The organism is Streptomyces sp. WM6372 (assembly GCF_001279655.1).
Classification (GTDB): Bacteria; Actinomycetota; Actinomycetes; order Streptomycetales; family Streptomycetaceae; genus Streptomyces.
In genome coordinates this window covers 1-1,862 of record NZ_LGDB01000074.1, presented here as the reverse complement: position 1 = coordinate 1,862, position 1,862 = coordinate 1, and the positions used below count along the sequence as shown (strand labels likewise).

Annotated in this window: 1 protein-coding gene; it reads right to left on the bottom strand. The window is 78.5% G+C overall.

The genetic code is table 11. The features are described 5' to 3' along the window. On the bottom strand, positions 1 to 741 hold a 741-nt coding region (locus tag ADK52_RS08005), incomplete at its 3' end, for an AAA family ATPase (RefSeq protein WP_234343527.1). Positions 742 to 1,862 lie beyond the last annotated feature (1,121 nt).

Below are 1,862 nucleotides of genomic sequence, written 5' to 3'. Positions count from 1 at the left end.
GGGGTCGGGGGGCAGGGGGTCGACGGGGCGGACCGTTTCGCCGGGTACGCCGAGGGGTTCACGGCTGGTGGCCAGGATCCGGACGCCGGGGCAGTGGGTGAGGAGGTGTTCGGCGAGTTCGGCGGCGGCGCCGATGACGTGCTCGCAGTTGTCGAGGACGAGGAGCAGGCGGCGGTTCGCGCAGTGCTCGACGAGCTGGGCGGCGGGGTCGTCGACGGGGGCCTTGTCGCGGGCGACGAGGGTGCTCTCGCGCAGGCCGAGGGCGCTGAGGACGGCGCCGGGGACGGCGGCGGGGTCGTCGAGGCGGGCGAGTTCGACGAGCCAGCCGGGCTCGGGGTCGGCGGCGGCAGCGTGCTCGGCGAGCCGGGTCTTCCCGGACCCGCCGGGCCCGGTGAGCGTGACGAGCCGCAGCCGGGCCAGATCGCGGCGCAGCCCCGCGAGCTCGGGCTCCCGCCCGACGAAGGAGGTGAGCCGAGCCCGAAGATTCCCGGCGCGCTCGGCAGGCTCGGCGCGCTGGGCGGGGCGCGCGGTTGCCGGGTGCCCGGGGTGCGCGAGCGCCGTCGGCTCCGCCGGGGAAGCCGGGTGCACGGACGACTCCGCCGAGGTGGCGGGTGCGGGGTCCGCAGCCGCCACCGGCACCACCGGGGAAGCCTGAAGCCCGGACGGCTCCGCCGAGGTGGCGGGTTCGGGGTCCGCAGCCGCCGCCGGCACCACCGGGGAAGCCGGAAGCCCGGACGTCATCCGCACCCCCGGAGAGGTGGGAAGCGCGGAGTGCGTTGGGGGCGCGGCGGATGGAGGGTCCACGGGTGCGGCTAGGGCCCCTGCGGCTACGGGATGCGCTGGGGGCACGGGCGCGGTTGCCGTCGGCTCTGCCAGGAACGCCGAGGATGCGGGGTGCGCCGGAGGCGCGGGCACGGCTGGGGGTGTCGGCAGCGCCGGGGGCGTGGGGCCGGCCGGAAGCGCGGGACCCGCAGGGGCCACGGGTACCGCAGGCGGCGCGGGAACCGCAGAAGGAGCGGGAACCGCAGGAGGAGCGGGGCATGCCGGGGTCTCGGCGAGGGCCGGGAACACGGTTGCCGCCGGCTCCCCCGAGGACTCAGGGGCTACGCGATGCACCGCAGACGTGGGCTCTGCCGCAGGCGCGGAGGAATCCAGCGAGGCGGCGGGTACGTGGTGCACCGGAAACCCAGAGGCTCCGGGGTACGCCGGGGACTCGGCGAGGGCCGGGGACACGGTTGCCGCCGGCTCCCCCGAGGGCTCGTGAGCTGCGGGGTGCGCCTCGGACGGGGAGGACGCCGGGAAGGCGGCGGGTGCCGGGGACGCCGCCCCGGGCGTCGGGGAGGCAGGGTGCACAGGAGCCGCCTGCGACGCAGGGGCTACCGGGGCGGCGGCGAAGGGTGCGGGGCGCGCGGTCGACGCCGCTGACCAGGGGGATGCAGGATGCGCAGCGGGCGCGGGCGCGGCTGGTGCCGGGGGTGCGGTCGATGCGGGAGGCGCTGCGGGCGCGGGCGCCGCTGTGGCTGCCCGGGTTACCGGGTGCGCGGGCGACCCGGGTGACGCGGGATGCGCCGAAGGCGTCGGCGCAGCTGGCTCCGAGTGCACGGCTGACCAAGGGGATGCGGGATGCGCTGCGGGCGCGGGCGCCTGGGTTGCGGGGTGCGCGGGCGACGCGGGATGCGCCGAAGGCGTTGGCGCGGCCGGCGCCGGGGACGCGGGATGCGCTGCGGGTGCGGGTGCGGCCGGTGTCGGGGATCCGGGATGCGCTGCGGGTGTCGGGGTAGCTGGTGCCAGGGGCGCGGGGTGCGCCGGAGGGGTGGGGGCGGCCGGTGCCGGGGGTGCGGCATGGGCTGTGGGTGTGGGGA